General features: G+C 61.8%; 25 protein-coding genes. 18 read left to right on the forward strand and 7 right to left on the reverse strand.

The features are described 5' to 3' along the window. Nucleotides 1-2 precede the first annotated feature (2 nt). Both N6G83_RS19200 and N6G83_RS19205 read right to left on the reverse strand, forming a co-directional pair. Nucleotides 3-1,457: an NAD-dependent succinate-semialdehyde dehydrogenase gene (locus tag N6G83_RS19200; protein ID WP_043142047.1), complete on the reverse strand. Its 1,455-nt coding sequence runs from the start codon at nt 1,455-1,457 to the stop codon at nt 3-5. 12 nt (nt 1,458-1,469) lie between these two features. Beyond that, nucleotides 1,470-2,735 carry a 4-aminobutyrate--2-oxoglutarate transaminase gene (locus N6G83_RS19205; protein WP_197836044.1) on the reverse strand — a complete coding sequence of 422 codons (1,266 nt, stop codon included), beginning with the start codon at nt 2,733-2,735 and terminating at the stop codon, nt 1,470-1,472. A gap of 121 nt (nt 2,736-2,856) precedes the next feature. Between N6G83_RS19205 and N6G83_RS19210 the strand changes: the two genes are divergently transcribed. After that, on the forward strand, nt 2,857-4,329 hold the full coding sequence (locus tag N6G83_RS19210) for a PLP-dependent aminotransferase family protein (RefSeq protein ID WP_193402411.1): 1,473 nt from the start codon (nt 2,857-2,859) through the stop codon (nt 4,327-4,329). Between the two features lie 22 nt (nt 4,330-4,351). Here N6G83_RS19210 and N6G83_RS19215 read toward each other — a convergent pair whose 3' ends face one another. Continuing rightward, nucleotides 4,352-5,971 carry an ABC-F family ATP-binding cassette domain-containing protein gene (locus N6G83_RS19215; protein ID WP_260515719.1) on the reverse strand — a complete coding sequence of 540 codons (1,620 nt, stop codon included), beginning with the start codon at nt 5,969-5,971 and terminating at the stop codon, nt 4,352-4,354. Nucleotides 5,972-6,278: 307 nt separating this feature from the next. Between N6G83_RS19215 and N6G83_RS19220 the strand changes: the two genes are divergently transcribed. Continuing rightward, nucleotides 6,279-8,300 (forward strand): FAD-dependent oxidoreductase, encoded by a 2,022-nt coding sequence (locus N6G83_RS19220; protein WP_060448040.1) that lies wholly within the window; start codon nt 6,279-6,281, stop codon nt 8,298-8,300. Nucleotides 8,301-8,493: 193 nt separating this feature from the next. On the opposite strand, the gene rlmG is transcribed toward N6G83_RS19220, so the two are convergent. Then, complete coding sequence (gene rlmG / locus N6G83_RS19225) at nt 8,494-9,633, reverse strand: 23S rRNA (guanine(1835)-N(2))-methyltransferase RlmG (RefSeq protein WP_193402409.1); 1,140 nt, start codon at nt 9,631-9,633, stop codon at nt 8,494-8,496. A 149-nt stretch (nt 9,634-9,782) separates the two neighbouring features. On the opposite strand from rlmG, the gene N6G83_RS19230 reads away from it, so the two are divergent. The 5 genes from N6G83_RS19230 (at nt 9,783) to sstT (ending at nt 14,777) form a co-directional block, all read left to right on the forward strand. Next, nucleotides 9,783-10,289: a M48 family metallopeptidase gene (locus N6G83_RS19230; RefSeq protein WP_004937154.1), complete on the forward strand. Its 507-nt coding sequence runs from the start codon at nt 9,783-9,785 to the stop codon at nt 10,287-10,289. A gap of 50 nt (nt 10,290-10,339) precedes the next feature. Further along, the gene (locus tag N6G83_RS19235) at nt 10,340-11,320 is read left to right on the forward strand and encodes a Gfo/Idh/MocA family protein (RefSeq protein WP_025304343.1); all 981 of its coding nucleotides are present in this window, start codon (nt 10,340-10,342) and stop codon (nt 11,318-11,320) included. A 1-nt stretch (nt 11,321) separates the two neighbouring features. Next, entirely contained in the window at nt 11,322-12,053 is a 732-nt protein-coding gene (locus N6G83_RS19240) for a glutamine amidotransferase (RefSeq protein WP_164063430.1), read from the forward strand. Between the two features lie 257 nt (nt 12,054-12,310). Next, a complete protein-coding gene (locus N6G83_RS19245; RefSeq protein WP_043142026.1) occupies nt 12,311-13,279 on the forward strand; it encodes a TerC family protein in 969 nt (322 codons plus the stop codon). Between the two features lie 262 nt (nt 13,280-13,541). Beyond that, nucleotides 13,542-14,777 (forward strand): serine/threonine transporter SstT, encoded by a 1,236-nt coding sequence (gene sstT, locus N6G83_RS19250; RefSeq protein WP_025304346.1) that lies wholly within the window; start codon nt 13,542-13,544, stop codon nt 14,775-14,777. 52 nt (nt 14,778-14,829) lie between these two features. On the opposite strand, the gene N6G83_RS19255 is transcribed toward sstT, so the two are convergent. Together N6G83_RS19255 and uxaC are read right to left on the reverse strand one after the other, a co-directional pair. Next, complete coding sequence (locus tag N6G83_RS19255; protein ID WP_025304347.1) at nt 14,830-16,317, reverse strand: UxaA family hydrolase; 1,488 nt, start codon at nt 16,315-16,317, stop codon at nt 14,830-14,832. A gap of 20 nt (nt 16,318-16,337) precedes the next feature. Then, entirely contained in the window at nt 16,338-17,750 is a 1,413-nt protein-coding gene (gene uxaC / locus N6G83_RS19260) for a glucuronate isomerase (RefSeq protein WP_025304348.1), read from the reverse strand. A gap of 284 nt (nt 17,751-18,034) precedes the next feature. On the opposite strand from uxaC, the gene N6G83_RS19265 reads away from it, so the two are divergent. The 11 genes from N6G83_RS19265 (at nt 18,035) to N6G83_RS19315 (ending at nt 25,570) form a co-directional block, all read left to right on the forward strand. Continuing rightward, nucleotides 18,035-19,333: an MFS transporter gene (locus N6G83_RS19265; RefSeq protein WP_025304349.1), complete on the forward strand. Its 1,299-nt coding sequence runs from the start codon at nt 18,035-18,037 to the stop codon at nt 19,331-19,333. A 118-nt stretch (nt 19,334-19,451) separates the two neighbouring features. Beyond that, nucleotides 19,452-20,228: a transcriptional regulator ExuR gene (exuR, locus tag N6G83_RS19270; protein ID WP_025304350.1), complete on the forward strand. Its 777-nt coding sequence runs from the start codon at nt 19,452-19,454 to the stop codon at nt 20,226-20,228. A gap of 186 nt (nt 20,229-20,414) precedes the next feature. After that, nucleotides 20,415-20,861, forward strand: a complete 447-nt coding sequence (locus N6G83_RS19275; RefSeq protein ID WP_025304351.1) for a hypothetical protein — start codon at nt 20,415-20,417, stop codon at nt 20,859-20,861. A gap of 136 nt (nt 20,862-20,997) precedes the next feature. Continuing rightward, nucleotides 20,998-21,678, forward strand: a complete 681-nt coding sequence (locus N6G83_RS19280) for a DedA family protein (protein ID WP_025304352.1) — start codon at nt 20,998-21,000, stop codon at nt 21,676-21,678. After that, nucleotides 21,675-22,049: an EnvZ/OmpR regulon moderator MzrA gene (gene mzrA / locus N6G83_RS19285; RefSeq protein ID WP_004937130.1), complete on the forward strand. Its 375-nt coding sequence runs from the start codon at nt 21,675-21,677 to the stop codon at nt 22,047-22,049. Before N6G83_RS19280 ends, mzrA begins: the two co-directional genes overlap by 4 nt. Before the next feature lie 242 nt (nt 22,050-22,291). Further along, entirely contained in the window at nt 22,292-22,663 is a 372-nt protein-coding gene (locus N6G83_RS19290) for a DUF1090 domain-containing protein (protein WP_142591195.1), read from the forward strand. A 164-nt stretch (nt 22,664-22,827) separates the two neighbouring features. Then, nucleotides 22,828-23,133 (forward strand): YqjD family protein, encoded by a 306-nt coding sequence (locus tag N6G83_RS19295; protein ID WP_004937125.1) that lies wholly within the window; start codon nt 22,828-22,830, stop codon nt 23,131-23,133. Between the two features lie 2 nt (nt 23,134-23,135). Next, nucleotides 23,136-23,537: a phage holin family protein gene (locus N6G83_RS19300; RefSeq protein ID WP_015379160.1), complete on the forward strand. Its 402-nt coding sequence runs from the start codon at nt 23,136-23,138 to the stop codon at nt 23,535-23,537. Next, nucleotides 23,534-23,821, forward strand: coding sequence for a YqjK-like family protein (locus N6G83_RS19305; protein WP_004937121.1), 288 nt, complete (start codon nt 23,534-23,536; stop codon nt 23,819-23,821). Before N6G83_RS19300 ends, N6G83_RS19305 begins: the two co-directional genes overlap by 4 nt. A 295-nt stretch (nt 23,822-24,116) precedes the next feature. Then, entirely contained in the window at nt 24,117-24,512 is a 396-nt protein-coding gene (locus N6G83_RS19310) for a DoxX family protein (protein ID WP_025160115.1), read from the forward strand. Between the two features lie 71 nt (nt 24,513-24,583). Next, nucleotides 24,584-25,570, forward strand: coding sequence for a glutathione S-transferase family protein (locus N6G83_RS19315; RefSeq protein ID WP_260515723.1), 987 nt, complete (start codon nt 24,584-24,586; stop codon nt 25,568-25,570). A gap of 50 nt (nt 25,571-25,620) precedes the next feature. Here N6G83_RS19315 and N6G83_RS19320 read toward each other — a convergent pair whose 3' ends face one another. Continuing rightward, nucleotides 25,621-26,517, reverse strand: a complete 897-nt coding sequence (locus tag N6G83_RS19320; protein ID WP_025304355.1) for a LysR family transcriptional regulator — start codon at nt 26,515-26,517, stop codon at nt 25,621-25,623. Nucleotides 26,518-26,597 lie beyond the last annotated feature (80 nt).

Below are 26,597 nucleotides of genomic sequence, written 5' to 3' on the forward strand. Positions count from 1 at the left end.
GCTCAACAGCTCACATCGATACACAGGTATTTCAGCTCCAGATATTCTTCTATCCCGTAGCGCGATCCTTCACGCCCGAGCCCTGACTGTTTCACGCCGCCGAACGGCGCCACTTCGTTGGAAATCAGCCCGGTGTTGATGCCGACCATGCCGTACTCCAGCGCCTCCGGCACGCGCCACTGGCGCGCGGCGTTCTGCGTGAACAGGTAGGCGGCCAGGCCGAATTCGGTGTCGTTGGCCATGGCGATGGCTTCCGCCTCGTCATGGAAGCGGAACAGCGGCGCCACCGGCCCGAAGGTCTCTTCTTTGGCGAAGCGCATCTTCTGCGTTACGCCGGTCACCACCGTCGGCTGGAAGAAGGTGCCGCCCAGCGCGTGCGGCTGGCCGCCGGTGGCGATCTGCGCCCCTTTGATCAGCGCGTCGTCGATATGGCTCTGCACCTTCGCTACCGCATCGCTGTCGATCAACGGCCCCTGGGTGGTGCCTTCGTGGCTGCCGTCTCCCACTTTCAGCTGCTCGACTGCCGCCACCAGCTTCTCCGCCAGCCGCTCGTAGATGCCGTCCTGCACGTAGATACGGTTGGCGCACACGCAGGTCTGGCCGCTGTTGCGGAATTTGGAGGCCATGATGCCCGCCACCGCCGCGTCCAGATTGGCGTCGTCAAACACGATGACCGGCGCATTGCCGCCCAGCTCCAGCGACAGTTTCTTGATGCTCGGCGCGCACTGCGCCATCAGGATGCGGCCGACCTCGGTCGAGCCGGTAAAGCTCAGCTTGCGCACCACCGGGCTGTCGCACAGCACCTTGCCCACCTGCGCCGCTTCGCCGGTCACCACCTGCAAAACGCCGGCGGGAATGCCGGCGTCCTGCGCCAGCTTGGCCAGCGCCAGCGCGGTCAGCGGCGTTTGCTCGGCCGGTTTGACGATGATGGCGCAGCCTGCCGCCAGCGCCGGCGCCACCTTGCGGGTGATCATCGCCGCCGGGAAATTCCACGGGGTGATGGCCGCGCACACGCCGATCGGCTGCTTCACCACCACCAGGCGCTGCGAAGCCTGCGGCGCCTGCAATACCGCGCCGTCCACCCGCTTGGCCTCTTCGGCGAACCAGGTGATGAACGACGCGGCGTACGCCACTTCGCCGCGCGCTTCCGCCAGCGATTTGCCCTGCTCGGCGGTCATCAGCTGCGCCAGATCTTCCTGCGCGGCCAACACCTTGTCGGCCCAGGCCAACAGCAGCGCAGAACGCTGCTTGGCGGTCAGCTGTTTCCAGTCATTTTGCGCCCGCTGCGCCGCCGCGATCGCCTGCTGGGTTTCCTCTTCGCTGACCAGCGGAATGCTGGCCAGTTCGGCACCGGTGGCCGGATTGATCACCGCTTCGCGTTTGCCGCTCAGGGCATCGCACCATTCGCCGTTGATCAGACACTGGCTGCGCAGCAGCTCGGGATTGTTCAATTTCATGCCGTTCGCTCCTTAGTGGGCCAGCGCGCGGGACAGAATGCCCATCGCCTTGGTGAACTGATCGTCCGGGATGGTCAGCGGGTAGAGGAAGCGGATCACGTTGCCGTTCACGCCGCAGCTCAGCAGCAGCAGCCCTTCCGCCATCGCCTTCTGCTGCACCTGACGGGTGATATCGGCTGAAGGTTTACCGGTAGCCGGATCGTTGAACTCCACCGCCACCATCGATCCCTGCGCGCGCACATCGGCGATCGCCGGGCTGGTTTTGCGCGCCTGCTGGAGCACTTCCACCAGGTGCTGCCCCAAGCGCTGGGCGCGCTGGCACAGCTGCTCTTCGTCGATCACGTCCAGCACCGCGTGCGCGGCGGCCACCGCCAGCGGGTTACCGGCATAGGTGCCGCCCAGCCCGCCCGGTGCCGGCGCGTCCATCACCTCGGCGCGGCCCGCCACCGCCGACAGCGGCATGCCGCCCGCCAGGCTTTTCGCCATGGTGATCAAATCGGGCTTAACGCTGTAGTGCTCCATGGCGAACAGCTTGCCGGTACGGGCGAAGCCGGTCTGCACCTCGTCGGCGATCAGCAGAATGCCGTGCTGGTCACACAGCGCACGCAGCGCCTGCATGAACTCGGCCGGCGCCACGTTGAAGCCGCCCTCGCCCTGCACCGGCTCCAGCACGATCGCCGCCACCTGCTTGGGATCGATATCCGCTTTAAACAGGCGATCCAGGCTGTTCATCGCGTCTTCGGTGGTCACGCCGTACAGCGCGTTCGGGTACTGGCCGTGGAACACCGAGCCGGGGAATGGGCCAAAGCCCAGTTTGTAAGGCGCCACTTTGCCGGTCAGCGCCATGGTCATATAGGTGCGGCCGTGGAAGCCGCCGCCGAAGGTGATCAAGCCCGGACGGCCGGTGTAAGCGCGGGCGATCTTCACCGCGTTTTCCACCGCTTCCGCGCCGGTGGTGAAGAAAGCGGTTTTACACGGACCGGCGATCGGCGCGCGCTGGTTGATGCGCTCCGCCAACGAGACATAGCTTTCGTAAGGAACGATCTGATAGGCGGTGTGGGTGAAGGCCTGCAGCTGCTTTTCAATTGCGGCGATCACTTTCGGGTGGCGGTGGCCGGTGTTCAGCACGGCGATCCCCGAGGCAAAGTCGATCACTTCTTTGCCTTCCACATCCCACAGCGTGGCGTTCTCTGCGCGCTCGGCGTAAAAACCACACATCACGCCCACTCCGCGCGGGGTGGCGTCCTGACGGCGTTGGTTCAATTCTGCGTTTTTCATGCTGTTCTCTCCGGTCGGTGCCAGTTACACGTTTCGTTCACATTCGTGAAACAATGCCGTTTATTTACACAGGATGTGGCCCTATAATCGAGTGCCAGTTACGAATAATTGAGGGATCCAATTGCGCTCATTGAGTGGTGATCTGTTGCTGCAACGCCTCGGCGAACAGCCCGATGACAAGCTGCACAAGCGGCTTTACAACGCGATCCGCACCAGCATTCTCGACGGCAGCCTGCCGCCCTCCAGCCGCCTACCCGCCTCGCGCGATCTGGCGCAGGAGCTCAGCCTGTCCCGCAACACCGTATTAACCGTTTATGAACAACTGCTGGCGGAAGGCTACGTATCGGCGCGCGCCGGCAGCGGCACCTTCGTCGCCGACACGGTGCCGGACAGCTGCCTATCCACCGGCGGCGCTCCGGCGGACGGCAGCGGGCAACCGCGGCGCGTCGAACTGTCGGAGCGCGGCGCCACGCTGCTGCACCACGCCAGCGCCAGCCCCAAACAGTGGGGGGCATTCATTCCCGGCGTCCCCGACGTCAACGCCTTTCCCCATCAGCTGTTCAGCAAGATCCAGGCGCGCCTCAGCCGCCGCCCGGTGCCGCAGCGGCTGACCTACAGCAATCAGGGCGGCAGCCCGGAGCTGCAGCATGCGTTGGTGGAGTATTTACGGGTGGCGCGCTCGGTGCGCTGCTCGCCGGAACAGATCCTGATCACTGAAGGCATCCATCAGGCGATCGATCTGGTGACGCGCATGTTGTGCAATCCGGGGGATGACGCCTGGATCGAAGAACCGGGCTATTGGGGGATCCGCAATATCCTGCGCATCAATGCGTTGAACATCTGCCCGCTGGCGGTGGACGAGGCCGGGCTGGTGCCGCCGGAGCAGCCAACGACGCCACCCCGCCTGATTTTCGTCACCCCGTCGCACCAGTATCCGCTCGGCTCGGTGATGAGCCTGGCGCGCCGCCAACGGCTGCTGGCGCTGGCGCGCAACGCCGGCGGCTGGATCGTCGAGGACGACTACGACAGCGAATTCCGCTTTTCCGGCCAACCGATCCCGGCGCTGCAAGGGCTGGAGGCCGACGCGCCGGTGATCTACATCGGCACCTTCAGCAAAACGCTCTACCCGGCGCTGCGCCTCGGCTATGTGGTATTGCCGCCGCCGCTGGTGCAGCCGCTGAAAACCGCCCACGCCGAGCTGTATCGCGGCGGGCACCTGCTGATCCAGAGCGCGCTGGCGGAATTCATCCAAGAGGGGCACTACACCGCGCACATCCGTCGCATGCGGCTGCTGTACGCCCGGCGGCGCGCCTTCCTGACCGGCCTGATCGAACAGCACCTCGGCAAACAGGCGCTCAGCGAATTCAACAGCAACGCCGGATTGCACCTGATCCTCAACCTGCCGGACGAGGCCGACGACGTGGCGATCGCCGCCGCCGCCGGCGCGCAGGGGGTGCTGGTGCGGCCGCTGTCGCGCTACTACATGCTGCCCAACCGCCGGCGCGGCCTGCTGATGGGGTTTGCCTGCGTGCCGGAAGAACAGATGGCCGCGGCCTTCACCCAGTTGCTGGCGTGCATCAACGCCCCGCACTAGGTCAGATCGCCGCCCGCCTGCCTCACCAGGCCTGAAGCCGCCAGCCGTCCGCTTGCCTGTTCAGGCGGTGCGTCGGCCTCAGCGCCTGCAGGAAGTCTTCGTCGTGCGACACCACCAGCATCGCGCCGGGGAAATCCGCCAGCGCGGTTTCGATCGCCAGCGACGACGCCAGATCCAGGTGGTTGGTCGGCTCGTCGAGCAACAGCAGCTGCGCCGGTTGTCGCCGCCACAGCGCGCAGGCCAGCGCCGCCTTCAAGCGTTCACCGCCGCTCAGCGAGCCCAGCGGCAACGCGATGCGATCCGCGCCAAGCTGCAACTGCGCCAGCCGGGTGCGCAACGCGCCTTCCGCCAACGGTGAATCCTGCAGCCCCAGATGCTCCATCACCGACAGATTCGGGTCGAGCTGCGACAGGGTTTGATCGAGGTAGGCGGTCGACAGCGGGCAATGACAATGGCCGGAAAGCGCCGTCAGCTGACCGAGAACGCTCTTCAGTAAGGTGGATTTACCGCAGCCGTTGGGGCCGGTCAGCGCCACGCGCATCGGGCCGTCGATACGCAGATCGAGCGGCGGCGCGCTGACGAACGGCAGCTGCAGCCGCTCGAGCACCAGCACCTGCTTGTTCGCGTTCACTTCGCTGCCCGGCAGCGCCAGCAACACCGGCTGTTCCTCTTCCACCCGCTGGTAGGCTTCGCGCACCGCCGCATCGAGGCTGTCGCGCCGATCCTGATGCTGTTTGCGCAGCGTGCCGAGGCTCTCTTTCGCCGCCGACTTGTAGGCCACCCGCTCGAAAGAGGCGATATTCAGCGTATCGACGACGCGCAGCGTTTGCGCCGAGCGCCGCTGGCTCATGTCGTGCTCTTTCTGTTGGCGGGCGCGGGTGCGGCGGCGCTCCTCGCGCGCATGCTCCAGATCGGCGCGCGCCGCCTGCTGCTCTGTATCGCGCTGGCGCCGGTAGTCATCATAGTTGCCGCCGTAGCTGCGCAGCGCGCCGGGCGTCAGTTCGACGATGCGCTCCATGTGCGCCAGCAGCTGCCGGTCATGGCTGGCGATCAGCAACCCGCCCCGCCACTGATCCAGCTGCTGATACAGCCAGGCGCGCCCGACGCTGTCGAGGTGGTTGGTCGGTTCGTCCAGCAGCAGAAAATCCGCTTCGCCGAGCAAGGCGCCGCACAGCGCCGCGCGCATCCGCTCGCCGCCGCTCAGCGAACTGGCGGATCGCAACGGATCGAAGGCCGGCAGCCCGGCGGCGGCGAAGGCGTTTTGCAGGCGATCGTTGAGATCCCAGCGCCCTTCCAGACGATCGATATCGTCCGCCAGCGGCCGCCCCTGCTCGAGACGCGCCAGCGCGGCGAACGCCTCGCCATAGCCCAACAGCTGGGCCAGCGTGGTGTCCGCGGCGATCTCCGGCTGCTGCGCAACGTAAGCTACTGCGGCATGAGATTCGACGTGACCGTTACCCGGCCGATCCAACCCGGCGATCAGGCGCAGCAGCTGGGTTTTGCCGACGCCGTTGCGTCCCACCAGGCCACAGCGCTGCCGATCGAAAGCGAGATCCAGCGGGCCGAACAGCGTTTCGCCGTCAGCAAATTGGCAGGTCAGTTGATGTAAAACGAAATAAGGGGACTGCGCAAAATGAGCCATAAGCACTCCTGAATGAGATCAAAACATCCCCACAGGGCGCAAGAGCGCACAGCGTGGGACCAGATATCAACAGGTGTGGGTGTTCATTTTCGGTTATGGCTCCGCAGAGAGAAGGAATTTACAACGCGCAAAGGTTAACCGATCTTTTGTTCGTTATGCAAACAGAGTCTGAGATTCATGACGTCTATCACATTCGGCGCAACGCAGATTCCCAAGCGGCATGACAACGGCTAGATTTATCTCATCCGACCACTTGTGTTCACATAATTATAACAACGGGCCCCGATTTCACCCGATGGAGAGTGCAATGAGCAATTACCCTCACCTGCTGGCGCCGCTGGATCTCGGCTTCACCACCCTGAAAAACCGGGTGCTGATGGGATCGATGCATACCGGCCTGGAAGAGCTGCCCGACGGCCCGCAGCGCCTGGCCGCGTTCTATGCCGAGCGCGCCGCCGCCGGCGTGGCGCTGATCGTCACCGGCGGCATTGCCCCGAACGAACAGGGCGTGGTGTTTCGCGGCGGTTCGATCCTCAACAGCGAGGCGCAATTGCCTCACCACCGCCCGGTAACCGAGGCCGTCCACCGGGCGGGCGGCAAAATTGCGCTGCAGATCCTGCACACCGGCCGCTACAGCTATCAACCCAAGCTGGTGGCCCCTTCCGCGCTGCAGGCGCCAATCAACCCGTTTACGCCGAGCGCGCTCAGCACGGCAGACATTGAACAGACTATCGCCGACTTCGCCCGCTGCGCGGCGCTGGCGCAGCAGGCCGGCTATGACGGCGTTGAGGTGATGGGATCCGAAGGCTACCTGATCAACCAATTCTTGACGACTCGCACCAATCAGCGCGACGACCAATGGGGCGGCAGCTTCACCAACCGCATGCGGTTCGCCGTCGAGACCGTCAGGGCGGTGCGCCAGGCCGTGGGCCCGGCATTCATTCTGATCTACCGGCTGTCGATGCTCGATCTGGTGGAGGACGGCTCCAGCTGGCAGGAGATCGAACAGCTGGCGCTGGCGGTCGAACAGGCGGGCGCCACGATCATCAATACCGGCATCGGCTGGCACGAAGCGCGCATCCCGACCATCGCCACCATGGTGCCGCGCGCCGGATTCAGCTGGGTAACCCGCAAGCTGATGGGCAAGGTCAGCATCCCGCTGATCACCACCAACCGCATCAACGATCCGGCGGTGGCCGAGCAGGTGCTGGCGGACGGCTGTGCCGACATGGTGTCGATGGCGCGCCCGTTCCTTGCCGACGCCGCCTTTGTGCAGAAAGCCGCCGAGGGGCGCGCCGACGAGATCAATACCTGCATCGGCTGCAACCAGGCCTGCCTCGACCAGATATTTGAAGGCAAGCTGACCTCCTGCCTGGTCAACCCGCGCGCCTGCCGCGAAACCGAAATGCCGCTGACGATGGCGGAGAAACCGAAAAAGCTGGCGGTGATCGGCGCCGGCCCCGCCGGGCTGGCGTTTGCCACCACCGCCGCCAGCCGTGGCCATCAGGTGACGCTGTTCGACGCCGCCGAGCAGATCGGCGGCCAGTTCAACATCGCCAAACAAATCCCCGGCAAGGAAGAATTCCATGAAACCCTGCGTTACTTCCGCCGCCAGTTGGCGCTGCGCGAAGTGACGGTCAGGTTGGGCGTCAAGGTCGAGGCGGCGGATTTAAGCGAATTCGACGAAGTGATCCTCGCCTGCGGCATCGTGCCGCGCACCCCGGACATCCCCGGCATCGGGCACGCCAAGGTTCTGAGCTATCTGGACGTGCTGCGCGATAAAAAACCGGTCGGCCAGCGGGTGGCGATCATCGGCGCCGGCGGCATCGGCTTCGACACCGCCGAGTACCTTAGCCAGCACGGCATGTCCAGCAGCCTGGATCAGACGGAATTCAACCGCGAATGGGGCATCGATGGTCGCCTTGAGCAACGCGGCGGGCTTGCAGCGCAAGGCCCTCAGGCGCCACGCGCCGCGCGGCAGATCTACCTGTTGCAACGTAAAACCAGCAAGGTAGGCGAAGGCCTGGGGAAAACCACCGGTTGGATCCACCGCGCCAGCCTGGCGATGCGCGGCGTGAAGATGCTCAATAGCGTCAGCTATCGGCTGATCGACGATGAAGGGCTGCACATCACCCGCGCCGAGCAGGAAAGTTGCCTGCCGGTGGACACGGTGATCGTCTGCGCCGGGCAGGAACCGCGCCGCGAGCTGCAGCAGCCGCTGCTGGCGATGGGGAAAATCGTGCACCTGATCGGCGGCGCCGACGTGGCTGCCGAGCTGGACGCCCGCCGTGCGATCGATCAGGGCACGCGGCTGGCGATGTCACTGTAAAAAAGGGGCGCCCGGCGCCCCTGATATTGATGACAAACCTCATCCCCATGCCGGGTTGGCAGAGACCAGCGAAAAGAAAACAAGGAAAATCAATTTATTGATTTTCGGCTGATAACCACAAAAGGGGAAAAACCACGCTTTTTCCCCTTTGTCTACAGACTGAGGGGCGCCCGACGCCCCTGGTTATTCACGCTCAGCGACGCGCACCGGATTTCACCGCTTTCAGGATCACGAACTTCTTGTTCGAGGCCACCAGCGTGCAGTTGCCGAACAGGCGCTTGAGTTTCTGATGGTAGTCGAGGTGACGGTTGCCGACGATGCGCAATTCGCCACCCACCTGCAGGCAGCGCTTGGCGTCGCAGAACATCTGCCAGGCGGTGTGATCGGTAATGGCGTGTTGCTGGTGGAACGGTGGGTTGCACAGCACCGCCTGCACGCTTTCACGCTCGATGCCCGCCAGCGCGTTGTTCACCTCAAACTGACAGCGATCCAGCTCTTGTGGCAGATTGTGCTCCACATTTAGCTCGCTGGAGGCCACCGCCATGTAAGATTCATCGACGAAGGTCACCTGCGCTTCCGGGTTTTGCGCCAGCGCCGTCAGGCCAATCACGCCGTTGCCGCAGCCCAGATCGACGATATGGCCGTTCAGGCCGCGCGGCAGATGCTCCAGGAACAGGCGCGCGCCGATATCCAGGCTGCCGCGCGAGAAGACGTTGGCGTGGTTGTGGATCAGCCAATCGGTGCCGTCCAGCGTCCAGTTGGTGGTTTCCGCCGCCGCCGGCGGGACGATGTCCGCCGCCTGGCAGAAGATCAGGCGCGCCTTCTTCCACGCCAGGCTGGTGCGCGTTGGACCCAGCACTTTTTCAAACAGCTGCATCGTCGAGGTGTGCACGTCGCGCGCTTTGGCACCGGCAACGATCAGCGTGTCTTCGGTCACGACGTGGCGCAGCGCGCGCAGCTGCTGTTCCAGCAGCGCCAGCGCTTTCGGCACGCGAATCAGCACCACCGCCGGCGCCGCCGGCAGCTCGGCGAGGCTGTCCAACAGCGTGACCTGCTCAGGATCCAGACCGTTGAGCTTGAGGTTGTGACGCGTCGCCAGCTGGCTCATGTACGAGTCGCTGACGCTGTAAGGACGATGCGCGTGCAGCGCACAGGCCAGGGTGCCGAAGTTATCGTTGAAAATCAGCACCGGGCGGCCACCGATATCTACGTTTTCAAGCTGTTGCAGCAGATATTCGTCCGCAGCTTCCCACGCCTGCAGTTGGGTGGATTCTTCCTGTTGGGGATAACGCTCCAGCTCAAGTTGCTGTGTTCCCAGATCGAGTTGGCTCATTGCCCCTCCTGACTGATAAAATTTGGGCTGTTTATCCCCTAAAAACGCCCGTCAGTAAAATGTTTTTTCGGATAAATTGCGTATGTCAGGATTTGAGCGAAAAAACAGCATAGAATGACCGGCTGAATGGCCGTTGATACGGAACAAGAATGTCTGAATTGACCTACCTGCAAGGCTACCCAACGCATCTGCAAAGCCAGGTGCAGCAATTGATCCACCAGAACCGGCTGGGAGACGTGCTGCTGCAGCGCTATCCGCAGGTGCACGACTGCACCACCGACAAGTCGCTGTATCAGTTTACCGTCGATCTGAAAAACCAGTATCTGCGCAACGCCCAGCCGCTGAGCAAGGTGGCCTACGACAGCAAGATCCACGTCATGAAGCACGCGCTGGGCCTGCACACTGCCATCTCGCGCGTGCAGGGCGGCAAGCTGAAGGCCAAGGCGGAAATCCGCGTGGCGACGGTGTTCAAGGTCGCGCCCGAACCGTTCCTGCGCATGATCGTGGTGCATGAGCTGGCGCACCTGAAAGAGAAAGATCACAACAAGGCATTCTACAGTCTGTGCTGCCATATGGAGCCGGATTACCACCAGTTGGAGTTCGATACCCGGCTGTATCTGACGCACCTTTCGCTGTTCGGCGAGCTGTATGCATAGCGAATGAGGGCGTGATAATCTGCGGTTTTAAGCCTGGATCGGAGCTCGCCATGATTCGCTTTGCCGTCGTCGGCACCAACTGGATTACGGAACGTTTTATCGATGCCGCCCATGAAAGCGGCAAACTCAAGTTGAGCGCCGTGTATTCACGCTCGCTGGAACAGGCGCAGGCGTTTGGCGCCAACTATCAGGTCACGCAGTTTTTCGACTCTCTCGAGGCGATGGCCCAGTCCGACGCCATAGACGCGGTGTATATCGCCAGCCCCAATTCCCTGCACTGCCCGCAATCGCTGCTGTTCCTGCGCCATAAAAAGCACGTGATCTGCGAAAAACCGCTGGCCTCCAACCAACGCGAAGCGGAACAGCTGGTAGCCTGCGCGCGGGAAAATCAGGTGGTGCTGTTCGAGGCGTTCAAAAGCGCCTATCTGCCGAATTTTCTGGCACTGCAACAGGCATTGCCGAAAATCGGCCGGCTGCGCAAAGCCTTCATCAACTACTGCCAATACTCTTCGCGCTACCCGCGCTACCTGGCCGGCGAGAACCCCAACACCTTTAATCCACAGTTCTCCAACGGCTCCATCATGGACATCGGCTACTACTGCCTGGCCAGCGCGGTGGCGCTGTTCGGCGCGCCGCAGTCGGTGCTCGCCAGCGCCACGCTGCTCGATACCGGCGTGGACGCCCACGGCACCGTCTGCCTGAACTACGGCGATTTCGACGTCACGCTTTCCCATTCCAAGGTCAGCGACTCGGCGATCCCCAGTGAGATCCAGGGGGAGGAAGGCACGCTGATTATCGACAAGATTTCCGAGTGCCAGGGCGTGGCGCTGACGCCGCGCGGCGGCAACCGCCAGGATCTGAGCCAGCCGCAGCACATCAACACCATGCTGTATGAGGCGCTGGCCTTCGCCGAGTTGGTTGAGAAGCGTCAGGTGGAACATCCAGGGCTGGAGAATTCGCTGATCGTCGCCCGCCTGCTGACCGACATCCGCCGCCAGACCGGCGTCGTTTTCCCCGCCGACGGAGAATGAGATGAAACCGCTGCTCGTGATGCAAACCGGCGACGCGCCGCAGGCCATTCGTCAGGAATTGGCCAACTTTGAAGGCATGTTTCTGCAACAGGGCAACATCGACGCCGAACGCGCGCACATCGTGCATCTGCCCGCCGGCGAGCGGCCGTTGCCGCCGGCCGCCTATTGCGGCGTGGTCATCACCGGCTCGCCGGCGATGGTGACCGAACGGCTGCCGTGGAGCGAGGAGGCCGCCGAATGGCTGCGCCAGGCGATGGCGATCAAACTGCCGCTGTTCGGCGTCTGCTACGGCCACCAGCTGTTGGCCTACGCGCTCGGCGGCGAAGTGGGTTACCACCCGCAGGGCATGGAGGTCGGCACGCTGGAGATCGAACTGCTGCCCGCCGCGGCCGAAGACCGGCGGCTCACCCTGCTGCCGCCGCGCTTTAAAGCCAACCTGATCCACTCGCAGAGCGTGCTCACGCCGCCCGCCGGCGCGCAGACGCTGGCGCGTTCGCAGCAGGATGCGCACCAGATCCTGCGCTATGGCGATCATGCCCTGACCACCCAGTTCCACCCGGAATTCAACGGCGCGGTGATGAGCCAGTATCTGCAGTGGCTCGGCGAGCTGCATCCCGAGCAGCAAGCGCGCTACCACCAGCAACAACAACAGGTTAGCGACACGCCGTTCAGCCGCCTGCTGCTGCAGGGATTCGTCGTCAGCCTCGGCGCGCAAAAAGCGATGGCCGGCTAACGCGATTCACGTTGACCGCCGACACATTTTGCATTACTTTCTGCTCTGCAAAGGGGAGTAACTTCATTGCCGGTCAATCGTCATTACGATGCGCAAGCATCCGGTTACCGGGCAACCTGATGTCAAAGGTGTAATCACCTTACCTTCATCAACGTTGTAAGTGAGACCTTGCCGGAAGGCGAGGTTTGCTTGCAGCGTTCACAGAGCGGCTGGCGTCTTCCGACGTTGGCCGTTTTTGTTTTTGAAGGATACCTCTGATGATGAATTCCGTTGGCACACCGTGGTTATGGGGCAGCTTCGCCGCCGTCATAGTCGTGATGCTCGCAATCGATCTCCTGTTGCAGGGCCGTAAAGGCGCGCACACCATGACCCTGAAGCAGGCCGCCAGCTGGTCGCTGGTGTGGGTCAGCCTCTCTCTGCTGTTCAATTTCGGTTTCTGGTACTACCTGAATGAAACCGCCGGGCGCGCCGTCGCCGATACCCAGGCGCTGGCCTTCCTGACCGGCTACCTGATCGAAAAAGCGCTGGCGGTGGATAACGTGTTCGTCTGGCTGATGCTGTTCAGCTACTTCGCCGTGCCGGCCAACCTGCAACGGCGGGTGCTGATCTACGGCGTGCTGGGCGCGATCGTGCTACGCACCATCATGATCTTCGCCGGCAGCTGGCTGGTCAGCCAGTTCCAGTGGCTGCTGTATCTGTTCGGCGCTTTCCTGCTGTTCACCGGTATCAAGATGGCGCTGGCGAAGGAAGATGATTCGGCGATCGGCGACAAGCCGCTGGTGAAATGGCTGCGCAGCCGCCTGCGCATGACCGACAGCCTGGAAGGCGAGCGTTTCTTCGTGCGCCGCAACGGCATCCTGTTCGCCACCCCGCTGGTGCTGGTGCTGATCCTGGTGGAACTGAGCGACGTGATTTTCGCGGTGGACAGCATTCCGGCGATCTTCGCCGTGACCACCGACCCGTTCATCGTGCTGACCTCTAACCTGTTCGCCATCATGGGCCTGCGCGCCATGTACTTCCTGCTGGCCAACGTGGCGGAACGTTTCTCGATGCTGAAATACGGCCTGTCGGTGATCCTGGTGTTTATCGGTATCAAGATGCTGATTATCGACTTCTTCCACATCCCGATCGGCATCTCGCTCGGCGTGGTGGCGGGCATCCTGACGCTCACTTTGCTGATCAACGCCTGGGTCAATCACCGCAACGATCGCCTGGCGAAGAAATAACCATAATCTGTTATCCGGGGCGCTAGTCGCCCCGCGATTGTTTGGCAATTCCCCCAAAACGCCAAACGTTATTGCGATCACACAAATGTAACCAGTATGTTATCAAGTGTTGATCCGCGCTCAGAATTTCACCCTCGCCTCTTTCCAACCTCATTCGATTGCTGAATACTAATTCGGCAAACACACTTAGTTACAGAATCATATAAAGCTGCCCGACGTCGTTCCCGCCGTGGCGGCCAGATAACATCAGGAAGAAAGCACTATGCAAAAACTATTACAAAGGATCACGCAGGGTAGCCTGGTCAAACAAATCATGGTCGGCCTGGTGGCCGGCATTCTGGTGGCGCTGGTTTCGCCGGCGGCCGCTGCGGCCGTCGGCCTGCTCGGTTCCCTGTTCGTCGGCGCGCTGAAAGCGGTGGCGCCGGTGCTGGTGCTGATTCTGGTGATGGCCTCGATCGCCAACCATAAACAGGGGCAGAAGACCAACATTCGCCCGATCCTGTTCCTCTACCTGCTGGGCACCTTTGCCGCCGCGCTGGTGGCGGTCGTCGTCAGCTTTATCTTCCCTTCTACGCTGGCGCTGACCACCGGCGCGACGGACATTACCCCGCCGGGCGGCATTGTGGAGGTGATGAAGGGTCTGTTGATGAGCGTGGTGGCCAACCCGTTCCATGCGCTGATTAACGCCAACTACATCGGTATTCTGGCGTGGGCCGTCGGGCTGGGGCTGGCGCTGCGCCACGCTTCCGAAACCACTAAGGGGCTGATCAACGACATGTCCCATGCGGTTACGCTGGTGGTGCGCGCGGTGATCCGCTGTGCGCCGCTTGGCATCTTCGGCCTGGTGGCCTCCACGCTGGCGGAAACCGGCTTCGGTGTGCTGTGGGGCTACGCCCAGTTGCTGATGGTGCTGCTCGGCTGCATGTTGCTGGTGGCGCTGGTACTCAACCCGCTGATCGTTTACTGGAAAATCCGCCGCAATCCGTATCCGCTGGTGTTCGCCTGCCTGCGCGAGAGCGGCGTGACCGCCTTCTTCACCCGCAGCTCAGCCGCCAACATTCCGGTGAACATGGAGCTGTGCAAGAAGCTGAACCTGAATGAGGACACCTACTCGGTTTCCATCCCGCTGGGCGCCACCATCAACATGGCCGGCGCGGCGATCACCATCACCGTGCTGACGCTGGCGGCGGTGAACACGCTGGGCATCGCGGTGGACGTCCCGACCGCTCTGCTGCTGAGCGTGGTGGCCGCCCTGTGCGCCTGTGGCGCCTCCGGCGTGGCCGGCGGCTCGCTGTTGCTGATCCCGCTGGCGTGCAACATGTTCGGCATTCCGAACGACGTGGCGATGCAGGTGGTGGCGGTCGGCTTTATTATCGGCGTGCTGCAGGATTCGGCGGAAACCGCCCTCAACTCCTCCACCGACGTGCTGTTCACCGCCGCGGCCTGCCAGGCGGAAGATCAACGGCTGGCGAACGAGGACCCGCTGAAGGTGCGTTAATCGCGCGTTGCTTCATAAAAAGGCGCTCCCTCGAGCGCCTTTTTTGTCAGCTTTACAGCGTCACCCCGCTCTTAAAGATCGCCAGCTCGCGGAAATCGTTGGTTTCATTACGCGCCGGGCGACCGCTGGCGATCTCGACAATCAGATCGATGAAGCGGCTGAGCAGCGTCTCCATCGCCACGCCGTGAACCAGGCCGCCGGCGTCGAAATCGATCCAGTGCGGTTTCTTCGCCGCCAGCTCGCTGTTGGTCGCCAGCTTCACCGTCGGCACAAAGCCGCCGTACGGCGTGCCGCGCCCGGTGCTGAACAGCACCATATGGCAGCCGGCACCGGCCAGCGCGCTGGTCGCCACCGCATCGTTGCCCGGCGCGCTGAGCAGATTCAGCCCCGGCACACGCAGCCGCTCGCCGTATTTCAGCACGTCTACCACCTGGCTTAGCCCCGCTTTTTGGGTGCAGCCGAGCGATTTCTCCTCCAGCGTAGTGATGCCGCCGGCCTTGTTGCCCGGCGACGGATTCTCATAAATTGGCTGTTGATGGGCGATGAAATAGCGTTTGAAATCGTTGATCATATCGACGGTTTTTTCGAAGGTCTCCCCATCGCGGCAGCGGCTCATCAGAATGCGCTCGGCACCGAACATCTCCGGCACTTCGGTCAGCACCGTGGTGCCGCCGTTGGCTATCACATAGTCGGAGAACCGCCCCAGCAGCGGGTTGGCGGTGATACCCGACAATCCGTCCGAACCGCCGCACTCCAGGCCGAACTTCAACTCGCTCAGGCGGCCCGGCTCGCGGCGATCGTAGCGCATCTCCCGGTACAGCTCGTGCAACAGCGCCAGCCCGGCTTCCACCTCGTCGTCCTGTTGTTGGCACACCATAAAGCGCAGCCGCCGCTCGTCCGCCATCCCCAGCGTGGCGCGAAAAGCATCTACCTGATTGTTCTCGCACCCCAACCCGATCACCAGCACCGCGCCGGCATTGGGATGGCGCGCCATGTTCTGCAGCATGATGCGGGTGTTGGCATGATCCTGCCCCAGCTGCGAGCAGCCGAACGGATGGCTGAACAGATGCACGCCGTCGATCCCCTCCGCCTGCGTTTGCTGCAAAAAGCGCTGCTGGATCTGGCGGGCGATGCCGTTGACGCAGCCGACGGTCGGCACGATCCACAGCTCGTTGCGGATCCCCACGTCGCCGCCGGCCCGGCGGTACAGCTGCACCTCGCGATCCGCCGCCTGCGGCGGCAACGCCGGGAACTGCGGCTGGTAACGGTAGCTGTCCAGATCGCTCAGGTTGGTTTTGGCGTTTTGCGAATGAATGTGCTCCCCAGGCGCAATGGCCGCGAGCGCATGGCCGATCGGCTGGCCGTATTTGATGATGTCTTCGCCCTCGGCGATCGGGCCGAGCGCAAACTTGTGCCCGCGCGCCACCGGCTGCGCCAGCTGAATACGCTCCCCGCCCAACTCAAGCATTTCTCCGGCGGCCAGATCGCGCAGCGCCACCGCCACGTTATCCTGCTCGTGAATCTTTATCGTACTTTGCATAAACCAGTCCCGGATAACGGCTACGCCAGTTCGATGGCGAAATAGTTTTTGGCGTTGTCGAAGCAGATGTTTTTCACCATCTCGCCCAGCAGCGCGATATCCGCCGGCGCTTCGCCGTCCGCAACCCAGCGGCCGATCATCTGGCAAAGGATGCGGCGGAAGTATTCATGCCGCGTATACGACAGGAAGCTGCGACTGTCGGTCAGCATGCCGACGAAGCGGCTCAGCAACCCGAGCTGGGCCAGCTGCGTCATTTGGCGCTGCATGCCGTCCTTCTGATCGTTGAACCACCAACCGGAGCCGAACTGCATCTTGCCCGGCGTACCTTCCCCCTGAAAATTGCCGATCATGGTGCCGATCACTTCGTTATCGCGCGGATTGAGGCAATAAAGAATGGTTTTTGGCAGACCGCCCTGCCGCGCCTGAGCATCCAGCAGCCGCGACAGCGGTTCCGCCAGCGGCCGGTCGTTGATCGAGTCGAAGCCGATATCCGGCCCGACGGCGGCCAACATGCGGCTGTTGTTATTGCGCAGCGCGCCAATGTGATACTGCTGCACCCAGCCTCGGCGCCGGTATTCGCCAGCCAAAAACAGCAGCACAGCGCTTTTGAACTGGGCGCTCTGTTCCGGCGTCGGCAGCTCGCCGTTCAGGCGGCGCAGCAGTATCGCATCCAGCGCCGCTTCATCGGCCTCGCCGAACACCACCACGTCCAGCGCATGATCGGCCACTTTGCAACCGTGAGTGGCGAAGTGATCCATGCGCTTGTACAGGGCGTCGCACAGCGCGCTGAAGCGGCCGATGGCGGTGTCCGCCGCCGCCTCCAGCTGCCGCAGATAGTCGTTGAAGCCGGACGCATCGATAGTGAAAGCTTTGTCCGGCCGCCAGCTCGGCAGCACCTTGATATCGAAGCTATGATCGTCGGCGATCGCCCGATGATGGCGCAGATCGTCGATCGGATCGTCGGTGGTGCCGACCATTTTCACATTCATCTGCTGCATGATGCCACGTGCGCGAAACTCATCCTGCGCCAGCAGCGCATTGCCGCGCTGCCAGATTTCATCCGCCGTGGCCGGCGACAACAGCGTATCCGTGATGTCGAACGGCCGGCGCAGCTCCAGATGCGTCCAGTGATAGAGCGGGTTGCCGATGGTGTGCGGCACCGTGGCGGCCCAGGCGTCGAATTTCTCGCGATCGCCCGCATCGCCGGTGCACAACCGCTCCGCCACGCCGTTGGTGCGCATCGCCCGCCATTTGTAGTGATCGCCCCGCAGCCAGATATCGTACAGGTTGCTGAAGCGGGTATTCTCCGCGATCTGCTGCGGCGGCAAATGACAGTGATAATCAAAAATCGGCTGCTGCGCCGCGTAATCGTGATACAAGCGCCGGGCAAATTCGCTGTCCAGCAGGAAATCTTCGCTCAAAAACGTCGCCATCTCGGGCTCCTTACTTGCCGTGCGGCACGGGGTTCGAATCACAAAAGTTATCACACCAATTTTTACTAACGTCCAGCAGATTTTTCCCGAGGTCTGCCGTTCATCCTCTCTCTACGCCCTTTTTCGCTCAATTTACCGGCAAAAATGCCCTATTTCACCGGCCACAGTATTGCTCAGGCGAATAATTCCTTTTGTGATATCACTCAACTTTTAAACCTGTATGACAGGTTATTGTCTCGCCAGCCGCATCGACGGCCACACCTTCAAACGGGGAGACACTTCGGATGCGTAAAATTAAAGGGTTACGCTGGTACATGATCGGACTGGTGACCATCGGCACCGTGCTGGGTTACCTGACCCGCAACGCCATTGCCGTGGCGGCGCCGACGCTGGAAGATACGCTGCACATCACCACCCAACAGTATTCCTATATCGTCGCCGCCTACTCCGCGTGCTACACCGTGATGCAACCGGTGGCGGGCTACGTGCTGGACGTGCTGGGCACCAAGGTCGGCTACGCCATGTTCGCCATTCTGTGGGCGCTGTTCTGCATGGGCACCGCACTGGCCAACAGTTGGGGCGGGCTGGCGTTGGCGCGCGGCGCGGTCGGCATGGCGGAAGCGGCAATGATCCCCGCCGGGCTGAAGGCCAGCAGCGAATGGTTTCCGGCCAAAGAGCGTTCGATCGCCGTCGGCTATTTCAACGTGGGCTCGTCGATCGGCGGCATGATCGCCCCGCCGCTGGTGGTATGGGCCATCGTCGCGCACAGCTGGGAGATGGCGTTCATTATCACCGGCGTGCTGAGCCTGATCTGGGCCATCTGCTGGCTGCTGTTCTACAAACACCCGAAAGATCAGAAGAAACTGAGCCAGGAAGAACGCCGTTACATCCTCGAAGGCCAGGAAGCGCAGCACCAGACCTCTAACGCCAAAAAGATGTCCGCCTGGCAGATCGTGCGCAATCGCCAGTTCTGGGGCATCGCGTTGCCGCGCTTTCTCGCGGAGCCGGCGTGGGGCACCTTCAACGCCTGGATCCCGCTGTTCATGTTCAAGGCCTACGGCTTTAACCTGAAAGAGATCGCCATGTTCGCCTGGATGCCGATGCTGTTTGCCGATCTCGGCTGCATCGTCGGCGGTTATCTGCCACCGCTGTTCCAGAAGTATTTCAAGGTCAACCTGATCGTCTCACGCAAGCTGGTGGTGACGATGGGGGCGGTGTTGATGATCGGCCCCGGCATGATCGGCCTGTTCACCAGCCCTTACGCGGCTATCGCGCTGCTGTGCGTCGGGGGCTTCGCCCATCAGGCGCTGTCCGGCGCGTTGATCACCCTCTCTTCCGACGTGTTCGGCCGCAATGAGGTGGCGACCGCCAACGGGCTGACCGGCATGGCGGCCTGGACCGCCAGCACGCTGTTCGCCCTGGTGGTCGGCGCCCTGGCGGACACCCTCGGCTTCAGCCCACTGTTCGCCGCGCTGTCGGTCTTCGACATTCTCGGCGCCATCGTCATCTGGACGGTGTTGCAAAACCGCCCGGCCGCCGAACCGCAACCCGCCGCGCTGCAGCCCACCCCGGCGCGCAGCTGATCCCCCGCCCGGCCGCTGCGCCGGGCCCCTTGCTCCTCTGGCAGCGGTGCCGAATAAGTGGTATAACAAATCCGATGGCCACGCGCCCCTTCCCACCGCACCGTATAGAGCATTCACTATGGAATTCACTGAAACCAGACGCCTGTATCAGCAACTGGCCGCCGAGCTGAAGCAACGCATCGAAAGCGGCCGTTATCCGGTAGGCGACAAGCTGCCGGCCGAGCGATACATCGCCGAAGAGATGAATGTCAGCCGCACCGTGGTGCGCGAGGCGATCATCATGCTGGAAGTCGAAGGCTATGTGGACGTGCGCAAGGGATCCGGGATCCACGTGGTGTCCAACCAGCAAAAACACCTGGTGGTGCCGGGCGACAGCATCGAGTTCGCCACCGCCGGCCCGTTTGAGCTGCTGCAGGCGCGCCAACTGATAGAAAGCAACATCGCCGAATTTGCCGCCACCCAGGTGACCAAGCAGGATATCGTGCAACTGATGGAGATCCAGGAGCATGCCCGCAAAGAGGATCGTTTCCGCGACTCGCAGTGGGATCTGAAGTTCCACGTGCAGGTGGCGCTGGCCACCCAGAACACCGCCATGGCCACCATCGTGGAAAAAATGTGGGTGCAGCGGGTCAACAACCCTTACTGGAAGAAACTGCACGAGCATATCGACGAACGTTCGATCGCCAGCTGGTGCGACGATCACGATCAGATCCTCAAGGCGCTGATGCGCAAAGATCCTTACGCCGCCAAACTGGCGATGTGGCAGCACCTGGAAAACACCAAGCAGATGCTGTTCAACGCCACCAGCGACGACTTCGAATACAACGCCGATCGCTACCTGTTCGCCGAGAATCCGGTGGTGCATCTGGATGGCGTGGGCCACGAGCCGAAATAGCCACGGCGGTCAAAAACCGTCGGCTTATGTCAGGTAATGTAAAATCCGCTGAATCGATGCCGGAACCGCCGTTTGCCGTGTACTATTTCACCGTCGGCAACGTAGATTTCCCTGTTGCCAATCGTGCTATTTTGGTAGAGTTAGCCCACTTTTTTACCCATTGCTGCGGGGGCGGGACGCGAATAAATGCGCTGGTTGTTTGCCATGCTGATTGCTGTTTTCTGCTGGACCGGTTCGGTCTCCGGCCCACAGCTATGCGTGGCGTCACCCAAGCCCACCCCCAGCGCGCTGAGCAGCCTGCCGCTGTTGGCGGAGCCGGCGCTTTCCCCCTATGATCAGGTGTATCGGGCGCCGGCCGAAGCGCGCCGCAAAGCCCCCGGCAAGTTGCCGCTGCTGCTGCCCAGAGCGCACTCTTTCTCCGGCTCGCTGCTCGCCTCCTCCCTGCCGGTGCCGGTCTATACCCTGGCCGCAGAGCCAGGCTACCGAATTCGCTTCCCCCGCCAGGACACGCCGGCTCCCAACCGGCTTGCCCAGGTCGACGGGATGCTGGACGCCTCCAGGCAACAGAGTCGGCAGGCCGGCTGGAAAGAAAGTAACATGCAGTACCGTGGCACGCTGACTTACCACCTATGACCGGTGTCGCACCGCTAAGAAACCTTAAAGCAACGCCGTTTCATCGTTATCAGCATTCAGGATCGCCGCGCGTTTTCAGCCCACGCCCGTTCCACCGCTGAGATAAAAATAAACAATGACGTTTTAGGAACACCGGATGGATATCATTAAAGAACTGATACATGCCTTGTGGCAGCAGGATTTTGAGACGCTGGCGAACCCTTCGCTGGTGTGGACCCTCTACATCCTGCTGTTCATGATCCTGTTTTTGGAGAACGGCCTGCTGCCGGCCGCTTTCCTGCCGGGCGACAGCCTGCTGATCCTGGTCGGCGTGCTGATCGCCAAAGGCACCATGGGCTTCCCGCTGACCATCGTTATCCTGACCGTCGCCGCCAGCCTGGGGTGCTGGGTCAGCTATATACAGGGCCGGTGGCTCGGCAATACGCGAACGGTGCAAGGCTGGCTTTCGCATCTGCCGGCTCACTACCATCAGCGCGCCCACAACCTGTTCCACCGCCACGGCCTTTCCGCCCTGCTGGTCGGCCGCTTCCTGGCCTTCGTGCGCACCCTGCTGCCAACCATCGCTGGCCTGTCCGGCCTGAACAACGCGCGCTTCCAGTTCTTCAACTGGATGAGCGGCCTGCTGTGGGTCTTGATCCTGACGACGCTGGGCTTCGCCCTCGGGAAAACCCCGGTGTTCCGCAAGTATGAAGATCAGCTGATGTTCTGCCTGATGATGTTGCCGCTGGTATTGCTGGTGGTTGGGCTGGTCGGCTCACTGATCGTGCTGTGGCGCAAGAAACGAGCCAGCGGCCAGAACCCGGGGAAAGGGGCGTGACAGCAAAGCGCCCGCGCTGGCAATACGTCTTGATGATCGCGCTCGCCCTACTGGCGTTGGCGACGCTGCTGGTGCCCTGTATGGTGCGCACCGAGAGCGAGCTGCGCATTCGCGCCAGCCAGCAAGGGCTGTCGCTGCCCGACGGCTTTTACGTCTACCAGCGCCTGGATGAGCGCGGCATCCGCATCAAAAGCATCACGCCGGAAGGTGATGGCCTGGTCATCCGTTTGGATTCGCCGGAGCAGCAGTTGCTGGCGCGCGAAGCGCTGCAAACCATCCTGCCGCCCGGTTACCACATCGCGTTGAGCGAATCCCCCGTGCCATCGCATTGGGTGCGCGAATTTGCGCGTTCCCCACTCAATCTGGGATAATCCCCCTTCAGATGAAGGGGTTTCCTTTCACTGCCATTATCTTCATTTTCATTCGCACCGATTAGCTCAAGAATTAATCAGTCAGCACTGAGTCACGGCTGATTCTTTGGGGGCACGCCGGTTTCATGACTATGCTGAAGGATAACTTCAGCCGGCAATGAACGCCCTCCTCTCGCGCTGCCACCTTCGGCAGCCAGGAAAGCGGGTGCCTGTTCAGGTACCCCATGAAAAGGAACTGAAAGATGAAATTACGCCACTCCCTGTTACTGCTGTTGCCTCTCTGCACGCTGCCGGCCCTCGCTGCGGCCGCTGAGGGCGGTTGTGCCGCCAAAGCGCAAAACATCCAACAGCAAATCGACTACGCCACCCAGCACGGTAACACCCACCGCGTGGACGGGCTAAAAAAAGCGCTGAGCGAAGTGCAGACTCACTGCACCGAAGCCGGCCTGCAAGCCGAACGCCAAAAAAACATCGCAGAGAAACAGCGCAAGGTCGACGAGCGCCGGCAGGAACTGAAAGAAACGCAGCAAACCGGCAAGCTGGACAAGGTCGCCAAGAAGCAGCAAAAGCTGGCGGAAGCGCAAGCTGAGTTGAAACACGCCCAGGCGGAATAATTTTTTCACACCAGCGGATTTATCGATGAGAGCCCCATCACACGGGATTTCTTAAGCATATGAAATTGATGTCTGGTGTTATCTGCTGGCCATCACCCCTTTGCTCCGGCGAAAAAATCCGCTATGTTAAAAGTCTGTCGAAATAAACGTTAAGGAATAATCACATGGCACATGATTCAAATGCAGAAAACTTACGCGCAGAACTGAAGTCCTTAGCCGATACGCTGGAGGAAGTGCTGAACTCCTCCACCGACAAGCCGAAAGCCGAGCTGGAGAAGCTGCGCTCGAAAGCGGAAGGCGCGCTGAAAGAGACCCGCGCTCGCCTGAGCGACGCCGGTGACAAGCTGGCTTCGCAAACCAAGCAGATCGCCGGCCAGGCCGACGACTACGTGCGCGACAACCCGTGGACCGGCATCGGTATCGGCGCGGCGGTCGGCGTCGTGTTGGGCGTGCTGCTCGCGCGTCGTTAATCATGGCTGAACAACCGCAAGTGCGCGCGCAGGGCCCCGCTAAAGGGGTCCTGGATATCGGTCAGCGCATCATCACGATCCTGGTCGGCATGGTGGAAACCCGCGTCCGGCTGGCAGTGGTCGAGCTGGAAGAGGAGAAAGCCAACCTCATTCAGCTGCTGATCATGGCCGGCATGACGCTGCTGTTCACCGCCTTCGGTTTGATGAGCCTGCTGATCCTGATCTTCTGGGCCATCGATCCGGTCTACCGGCTGGTGGCGCTGGGCGCGACAACCGGCGTGCTGCTGTTCCTCGCCGTGGTCGGCACCATCTGGACGCTGGTCAAGGCCCGTCGCACCACGCTGCTCGGCGCCACGCGCAAGCAGTTGGAACTCGATCGCGCCGAGCTGGAGCGCGAGCCATGAGCCGCCGCCGCTATCTGGAATGGAAAAAAGAGAGGCTGATTCGGCAGATCCAGCAACAGCGTCTGGATCTGGCCGAACACAAGTCTCTGTGGCTGGAAAAGACCGAACGCATCGACCGCGGCTGGCAAACGGTGTTTGGCCTGCGCCGCTATCTGGTGCTCGGTTCCAGCGTCATGGCGCTGTACGGCATCCGCCATCCCAGCAAGATGATCCGCTGGTCGCGTCGCGCTTTCGGCGCATGGAGCGCTATCCGTCTGTTTAAAAAGACGTTTTCCGCCAAGTAAGCCGCTTAGTCTTTCCTTCAAACCTCCTGTTGCTCTGCCCGCATTTTCTCCCTTGATACAACGCGTCCAACCCCGGGGCCGGGCAACCTGCTGATCGGCGGCATTTTATTAGCACGCTAAAGATTCAGATTTTTTGAAAAATTACGACAGTTTTACTTGCTAACAACCTGAGCACTTCCCGCTTAACATTCACTCCATCAATACGATACGGAGCGGACAGGGTCAGAGACCCGCTACGCCGCCCGTTGATATGACTACCGCCGAACAGGCGCACAAAAACACTTTGGAGTAGATGATGAAAAAATTAGAAGATACAGGTTTGTTGGTTGCTCGTATTCTGATGCCAATCCTGTTTATCGTGGCAGGCTACGGCAAAATGGGTGACGCATATGCCGGTACCCAACAGTACATGCAATCGATGGGCGTGCCTGGCTTCTTGCTGCCGCTGACCATCCTGCTGGAATTTGGCGGCGGTCTGGCGATCCTGTTCGGTTTCCTGACCCGCACCGTGGCGCTGTTCACTGCCGGTTTCACCATCCTGACCGCGCTGCTGTTCCACACTGACTTTGCGGAAGGCGTAAACCAGCTGATGTTCATGAAAAACCTGACCATCGCCGGCGGCTTCATCGTGTTGGCGGTCGCAGGCCCGGGCGGCTTCAGCATCGACCGTATTCTGAACAAGAAATGGTAATCTAAACTGTCATTCAGGGCCCGGCATGCCGGGCTCTGTCGTTTTTTAACTCGGACACCAAGGAGATTCCCATGGGACAACTCGTCGATGGCGTTTGGCAAGACATCTGGTATGACACCAAATCTACCGGCGGCCGTTTCAAACGTTCAACCGCTCAGTTTCGCAATTGGGTGACCGCCGACGGTCAGCCGGGCGAACACGGCGTGGGCGGCTTCCAGGCCGAAGCGGGCCGTTATCACCTTTATGTTTCTCTCGCCTGCCCCTGGGCGCATCGCACGCTGCTGATGCGCAAACTGAAAGGGCTGGAGCAGATCATTCCGGTCTCGGTGGTGCACCCGCTGATGCTGGAAAACGGCTGGACCTTCGGCCAGGATTTTCCGGAAACCACCGGCGATCCGCTGTATCACGCCGACTTCCTGTACCAGATCTACCTGCGGGCCGATCCGCACTACAGCGGGCGCGTGACCGTGCCGGTGCTGTGGGATAAACAGCGGCAAACCATCGTCAGCAATGAATCCGCCGACATCATCCGCATGTTCAACAGCGCATTTGACGGCGTCGGCGCTCGGGCAGGCGACTACTACCCGACCGCGCTGCGCGGCAAGATCGATGAGCTGAACGGTTGGATTTACGATCAAGTGAACAACGGCGTGTACAAAGCCGGTTTTGCCACCAGCCAGGAAGCCTATGACGAAGCGGTCAACGGGGTATTCAACACGCTGGAGCGCCTGGAGCAGATCCTGGGGCAGCATCGCTACCTGACCGGCGATCGGCTGACCGAAGCCGACCTGCGTCTGTGGACCACGCTGGTGCGTTTCGATCCGGTGTACGTCACCCACTTCAAGTGCGATAAACACCGCATCAGCGACTACCTCAACCTGTACGGCTTCCTGCGCGACATCTACCAGATGCCGGGCATCGACGAGACGGTCAGCCTGCCGCACATTCGCAACCACTACTACCGCAGCCACGCCACCATCAACCCGCACGGCATCATTTCCATCGGGCCGGCGCAGGATCTGGACGAGCCGCACGGCCGCGACCAGCGCTTCGGTTAAGGCGAAAAAAATCCCCTTGCCGCCCGGCAAGGGGATGTCATCCAACCGACTTAACGCTGCGCGAACAGGCGCGGAATTTCGCGCAGGAACCAGGCTTTCGCCTCCCCCATGCTGTCGCGCCGCCAGGCCATGATGATATCGGCTTCGCGGCTGTATTCCGGCCCCACCACGCGCAGCCGCCCGGCCTCGATATCTTTCTCCACCATCGGATACGGCATGGTCGCCACCCCCAACCCGGCCAGCAGCGCCAGACGTTTGTCTTCAATGGTGCTCACCGTCAGACGCTGCTGCTTATCCAGCAGCTGTACGGTCAACACCGGGCGCTCGCGAGCGGTATCCGCCACCGCGATGCCGCGGTATTTCACGCGGGTCACTTCGGAAAGCGGCTCCGGCTCCAGGTGGATAGGATGATCCGGCGCGGCGACATAAACGCTCATCACCTTATACAGTTTGCGGGTGTTGATCTCGGACGACGCGCGAAAATGCATGTCCGGCGCGATCACGATGTCGGCGCGCCCCTGCTCCAGCCGCTCCCAGGCGCCCGCCAGCACCTCGGTGAAAATCGACACCTGGGTGTTGGCCTTCAGCGCCAGCTTGTCCACCAGCGGGAACAGCAGGCTCGGCGGCGACAGCGCTTCGCTGACGATGGTCAGGTGAGTTTCCCAACCGCGCGCCAGCGCCTCGGCGTCGGTGGTCAGCTTGTCGGCCGCTTCCAGCAGCACCCGCCCGCGTTCCAGCAACATGCGCCCCACGTTGGTGAACTTGGTGCGGTGGCCCGAACGGTCGAACAGCACCACGTCCAATTCTTCTTCCAATTTTTGCATGGTGTAGCTGAGTGCCGACGGCACCCGGCCCAATTCGTCGGCGGCCGCGGCGAAACTGCCGCGCCGGTCGATTGCATCCATCACCCTTAGTGCCTCAAGCGTGAGCGCCCGATCTCTGGCCATCGCATCCCTCTGTCAGGAAATTTGAATATGCCGACCAGATTAACTGGCTAACAATCCGACGTCCAGATGCTTACCATTTG

The sequence above is a fragment of the Serratia sp. PL7 genome (genome assembly GCF_945957435.1).

What these genes read in the sequence shown, in the direction of transcription:
- N6G83_RS19235 (WP_025304343.1), top strand. Translation starts at nt 10,340, where the DNA reads ATGATTCGCTTTGCCGTCGTCGGCACCAACTGGATTACGGAACGTTTT.
- N6G83_RS19300 (WP_015379160.1), top strand. Translation starts at nt 23,136, where the DNA reads ATGGCTGAACAACCGCAAGTGCGCGCGCAGGGCCCCGCTAAAGGGGTC.
- N6G83_RS19280 (WP_025304352.1), top strand. Translation starts at nt 20,998, where the DNA reads ATGGATATCATTAAAGAACTGATACATGCCTTGTGGCAGCAGGATTTT.
- N6G83_RS19200 (WP_043142047.1), bottom strand. Translation starts at nt 1,457, where the DNA reads ATGAAATTGAACAATCCCGAGCTGCTGCGCAGCCAGTGTCTGATCAAC.
- uxaC (WP_025304348.1), bottom strand. Translation starts at nt 17,750, where the DNA reads ATGGCGACGTTTTTGAGCGAAGATTTCCTGCTGGACAGCGAATTTGCC.
- N6G83_RS19255 (WP_025304347.1), bottom strand. Translation starts at nt 16,317, where the DNA reads ATGCAAAGTACGATAAAGATTCACGAGCAGGATAACGTGGCGGTGGCG.
- N6G83_RS19315 (WP_260515723.1), top strand. Translation starts at nt 24,584, where the DNA reads ATGGGACAACTCGTCGATGGCGTTTGGCAAGACATCTGGTATGACACC.
- N6G83_RS19320 (WP_025304355.1), bottom strand. Translation starts at nt 26,517, where the DNA reads ATGGCCAGAGATCGGGCGCTCACGCTTGAGGCACTAAGGGTGATGGAT.
- N6G83_RS19205 (WP_197836044.1), bottom strand. Translation starts at nt 2,735, where the DNA reads ATGAAAAACGCAGAATTGAACCAACGCCGTCAGGACGCCACCCCGCGC.
- N6G83_RS19265 (WP_025304349.1), top strand. Translation starts at nt 18,035, where the DNA reads ATGCGTAAAATTAAAGGGTTACGCTGGTACATGATCGGACTGGTGACC.
- N6G83_RS19290 (WP_142591195.1), top strand. Translation starts at nt 22,292, where the DNA reads ATGAAATTACGCCACTCCCTGTTACTGCTGTTGCCTCTCTGCACGCTG.
- N6G83_RS19240 (WP_164063430.1), top strand. Translation starts at nt 11,322, where the DNA reads ATGAAACCGCTGCTCGTGATGCAAACCGGCGACGCGCCGCAGGCCATT.
- N6G83_RS19245 (WP_043142026.1), top strand. Translation starts at nt 12,311, where the DNA reads ATGATGAATTCCGTTGGCACACCGTGGTTATGGGGCAGCTTCGCCGCC.
- exuR (WP_025304350.1), top strand. Translation starts at nt 19,452, where the DNA reads ATGGAATTCACTGAAACCAGACGCCTGTATCAGCAACTGGCCGCCGAG.
- N6G83_RS19220 (WP_060448040.1), top strand. Translation starts at nt 6,279, where the DNA reads ATGAGCAATTACCCTCACCTGCTGGCGCCGCTGGATCTCGGCTTCACC.
- N6G83_RS19295 (WP_004937125.1), top strand. Translation starts at nt 22,828, where the DNA reads ATGGCACATGATTCAAATGCAGAAAACTTACGCGCAGAACTGAAGTCC.
- N6G83_RS19305 (WP_004937121.1), top strand. Translation starts at nt 23,534, where the DNA reads ATGAGCCGCCGCCGCTATCTGGAATGGAAAAAAGAGAGGCTGATTCGG.
- N6G83_RS19230 (WP_004937154.1), top strand. Translation starts at nt 9,783, where the DNA reads ATGTCTGAATTGACCTACCTGCAAGGCTACCCAACGCATCTGCAAAGC.
- rlmG (WP_193402409.1), bottom strand. Translation starts at nt 9,633, where the DNA reads ATGAGCCAACTCGATCTGGGAACACAGCAACTTGAGCTGGAGCGTTAT.
- sstT (WP_025304346.1), top strand. Translation starts at nt 13,542, where the DNA reads ATGCAAAAACTATTACAAAGGATCACGCAGGGTAGCCTGGTCAAACAA.
- N6G83_RS19215 (WP_260515719.1), bottom strand. Translation starts at nt 5,971, where the DNA reads ATGGCTCATTTTGCGCAGTCCCCTTATTTCGTTTTACATCAACTGACC.
- N6G83_RS19275 (WP_025304351.1), top strand. Translation starts at nt 20,415, where the DNA reads ATGCGCTGGTTGTTTGCCATGCTGATTGCTGTTTTCTGCTGGACCGGT.
- N6G83_RS19310 (WP_025160115.1), top strand. Translation starts at nt 24,117, where the DNA reads ATGAAAAAATTAGAAGATACAGGTTTGTTGGTTGCTCGTATTCTGATG.